The sequence below is a fragment of the Myroides sp. WP-1 genome, assembly GCF_014145635.1.
Taxonomy (GTDB): Bacteria; Bacteroidota; Bacteroidia; order Flavobacteriales; family Flavobacteriaceae; genus Flavobacterium.
Genome location: NZ_JACHTC010000045.1, coordinates 1 through 3,387 on the forward strand (window position 1 = coordinate 1; position 3,387 = coordinate 3,387).

The 3,387-nt window shown below is 37.4% G+C and carries 2 pseudogenes; both read right to left on the minus strand.

Annotated elements, in window-relative coordinates:
• Nucleotides 1–748: pseudogene (locus tag H4K33_RS16155) on the minus strand (gliding motility-associated C-terminal domain-containing protein); the annotation flags it as partial.
• A gap of 78 nt (nucleotides 749–826) precedes the next feature.
• Nucleotides 827–3,387 (minus strand): annotated as a pseudogene (locus tag H4K33_RS16160) (hypothetical protein); the annotation flags it as partial.

Consider the following 3,387-nt stretch of genomic DNA (forward strand, 5'->3'; position numbering starts at 1 on the left):
GGTCTATTAACCAATATTCACTGGTGTTAAGCTCTTTGATCACGCCTGCTATTGTAGGACGAGCTTTGAAAAAAGCAGCGTCTTCTGTGCGGTATTCGCCAACAAATCCATCGGTTTTTAACTCCGGAGCTGAAATGCGTGCGTAGCGATACTTCTCTTGGTCACCTTTAGGATATTGAAATGACTCATTCCCGATTTTCTCTACTAAACCTTCTGCGTGAGATGCATCTTTTACATTGATCGCTTTAGCTCCTTGTTGAAAACTCAGCATCCCTTGAGACAACTTCTCTCCCGGTAAAACTGTAGGATCTACCTTGATAATGCCATCTTGAAAGTCAACAGTTCCATAAACCTCCATGTTGTTTTTCAAATCAAACGCCTTTTTCTTGGTAGCGTTATTCAACTCTACATCGTGAAATTCTGACATCTCACTTCCGCTGATGAGTTGAGCACCTAATTCTCCTTCGCCAGCATAACGCGTAAATACGGCTTTACCCGTTTTGCGATTCGTGGTGAATGAATAATATCCATCGTTGTTGAAATCGCGATAGTAATACACCGTTCCATCATTGCTCAATTTTGCACCTGCTTGGTTGTCAAAATCATACAACGTCGATACTACTCCGCCACTCGCTACTGAGATTTGCCCTTGATTGACAAAAGATTCGTTCGAGGATTGAGCGTTAACAGCGCTACTAGCTCCTATTAAACTTAGGAAAAGTACACGATTGCTATATATTTTTTTCATAGTTTACAGTCTTAGTTTTAAAAATCCTGTGCTAATCGAAATCGATTAACACAGGTTTTACTATCTAACAGTTTCTATTTATTGACGTGGTGTATCTCTCACTACGAATACTACTGTCATAAATGCACCGTATTTTGCTTTCTTCTTGATTGTATACGTTAATACACCCGCATCACTTACTTGTACATTTTCAAATACAGCTGGATCATAATACGCTACATAGAAATCTAATTGATTTGCTTCAAACGTTGGAATTGTCTGTTTTTCAGCATTTCCATTTTTAATTAATCCAGGTCTTTGTCCTTCGATTGGAGTATCAATCACATTTTGTGAACCTCCAAACATAGCAACGTATTCTTCGTATAAGTTTCTTGTTTGTGCAACATTGTGTTTTTTAGACGTATCAAACATTACTGGTGGCATGTAGAATACTTTTGGCATTGCTGCTTTCACATCAACTGTATATTCGTTTGCTTTATCACCAGTACCTTGTGTAACTGAAACATTAGTTGTTGCTCCTTTAACTACTGTAGCTTTGTCTTTGTTAGTCCAAACTGCTTTAGCTTGATCTCCAGTTCCTACTGTTGTTAAGATTTGTCCTTCCGTACCAGCTTCTAATCTAGTGATTGCTAAATCACCTTTCATATTTTCAATATTAAATTCAGCTTCGTTTACAGTTAACGTTACTTCTTTTAATACTGAACTAGCTGCTCCAGCTCCACCTACAGTTAATAGGTTATTAGCAGAACTCAATGCTTCTCCATCGATATTCTTTCCTGAGATTGTTTGGTATACTACTGAACCATCTTGTTGTACAACTGGTACTTTTCCTTCATCAGCTGCACCTGCAACTAATTTTTCAGCTGTAACTACTTTATCACCTAAGTCACTTGTAGCAATGCTTCCGTCTTTAATTTCTTTCGACGTAATTGACTCTGCTTTCACACGTAGACTTGTTTCAACTAATACAGCATTTGTTCCTCCTGTTGTTACTTCAATTGTAGCTTCAGTTCCATCTGCAGCAGTTAAATTCTTCGCATTAGCAACATGTTCTGCATCTACTTTTGGTGTTGCAGGAACCCATGTTCCATTTTGGTATGTTAAAACTTGTCCTTCTTCTTTTTGTCCTTTTGCATCAACTGCTGTTCCTTGTAATGAAGAAATTTCATTTGCTCCAGCAGCTCCTGTTACATCTCCAGCTAAAGTTACATTTGATAAAGTTGATTGGTCTACCCAAGCTGTCTTACCATCTGCTCCTGTTACTAATACTTGGTTTTCTCTACCTGGTGTAATTTCTAATGTAACATTTTTCAACGTCGCATTTGTTCCGTTTGACTCACCTCCTACAGTAATACTTGTTGAAGTAATTCCTTTAGATGAAGTTACGTTTGCTTCTGTCAATTCAACTGATGCATCTACACCGTTTACAGTACTTGTTAATTTGTTTCCTGTTAGAGTCAACGCATTTGTTGTATTCTCCACAATTGCTGTCTTAAGGTCAATCGTTTGTATTCCACCTTGAGCGTTTACATACGTTAAGATACTTGTATCTTTATCGTACGATAAATCTGTATTATTCAACGCAATTACAGTTGAAGATTTATCAGAACCTACATATGTTAACTCGTTTTTAGTAGCATCATACGTTACTGATCCACTGTTTAACGTAATTGTATGATCTTTCTTTTCTTCATCTTTATACAACAAAGAGTTCGTAGTAATATCATATCCTAAAATCGTTAATGTTTGAGATTCAGTTACAACTGAATCTTTTGTAACCCAGCTTACATTACCATTCGCATCTGTAACTAAAATCGTTTCGTTTGCTCCTCCTTCTAATTTTTCTGGAGTAACTCCACCTTTTGCAATTTGGATTCCCGCATCAGCTAATAATTTAGCTGTTCCGTCTGTTCCTCCTGTGAATTCCAATCCACCTGCTACAGCTAAGTCTCCTTTATTAGAATCAATTGTCGTTTTCAATTCCTCTAATGCTTCTTGTACATTAGTTGAAGTGAATCCGTTTGTTGAGTTATCAAAAGCAATTGCATTTGCATTGGTGTCAAATGTTACTGGTGATCCATTTCCGTTGTCGAAAGTGTAAGTACCATCATTGTTGTTTGTTAACTCTCCTTTATTTACAGTTCCTAGTTCTACGCCTCCGTCTGTTTTTAAGGTAATTGTTCCGTCGTTGTTGTCAACTAACTCAACACCTGATCCATTAGTGATTTTCTCTACTAATTTCTCAATCGCACCTTGAACATTCGTTGCACCTAGGTTTGTTGTGTTATCGTTATACGTAATGCTGCTTGCATTAGTATCAATCGTTGCTAGAGTTTCTCCTTTTGCGTTAGTGAATGTGTAAACGCCATCTTTTTCTGCTACTTGAGTAGTATTGGCATCGATGATAACAACATCTCCTGCTACTGTTGTATGCGTATAAGTTCCGTCGTTATTGTTTACTAAAGCATCGCTAGTTCCGTCTAACTTCGTTTTCAATTCCTCTAATGCTTCCTGTACATTAGTTGAAGTGAATCCGTTTGTTGAGTTATCAAAAGCAATTGCATTTGCATTGGTGTCAAATGTTACTGGTGATCCATTTCCGTTGTCGAAAGTGTAAGTACCATCATTGTTGTTTGTTA